Source organism: Sphingorhabdus arenilitoris (assembly GCF_042651485.1).
GTDB classification, from domain to species: domain Bacteria; phylum Pseudomonadota; class Alphaproteobacteria; order Sphingomonadales; family Sphingomonadaceae; genus Sphingorhabdus_B; species Sphingorhabdus_B arenilitoris.
Genome location: NZ_JBHSDH010000025.1, coordinates 1 through 823, shown reverse-complemented (window position 1 = coordinate 823; position 823 = coordinate 1). Strand labels below are relative to the sequence as shown.

Here is an 823-nt window from a genome sequence, read left to right as displayed (position 1 = left end):
CGCGGTTTTGCGCCCCAACCTGTCATAATAGCTATAGGTCGCTCGCCCGTTGGGATCAGTCAGGCTCACCACATTGCCATTGGCATCATAGACATAGCTGGTGGTGAGTGGAGCGGCGCTGGTTATATATAATGAACCATTCCAATAACCTGAACCCACGCCCGTTACGCTGCTGGTCACCATCCGATTCAGATTATCATAGCTGAACACTGTCTCGCGGAACAAGCCGTCTGCATAGATCAACAATGCCTCACCAGCCGCTGCATTGCCACCAGTTGCCGGTATTTCCGGTAACGTTAAGGGATGCTCATAAATGCGGATATTGGTGACATTGCCGTTCTTGTCATAACTATATTTGGTGTAAGTGCCGGCCGCATTGACCTCCGCTGTTTTGCGGTTCAAATCATCGTAAAAGAATAAGCTTTTGGCACCTGCCGCATCAATGGTGCGTATGATGTTGCCACGCGCATCATAGCTGACAGCTTCAACTGGAACAAACGCCGTCGTGACCGAAGTATGATTATTCTGGTCCAAAACCGAACGCGCTTCTCCCCGCGTTTCAACAAGCCGGTTATTCTTGTCATAGACAAAAACTGTATCGCGCTGCTCAGCCAGGCCGAAAGCCTCGATCAGCTTCGTACGGTTGCCTCTGGCGTCATATTCAAATTTGTTGACGATGGTTGAGGATTGCAGCGTGGCGTCATTCAGATAGGTCGCCTGCGGCAAGGTTTCTTCGACCAAAAGCCCGCGCCGGTCATACGCATAATTGGTGACCGCGCCCAGCTTGTTTCTGGAGGTGATCCGGTTGCCCAGCGCATCATAG

General features: G+C 51.4%; 1 pseudogene. It reads right to left on the bottom strand.

From position 1 onward, the window contains the following. Positions 1-823, bottom strand: a pseudogene (locus ACFOWX_RS13320) (hypothetical protein); the annotation flags it as partial.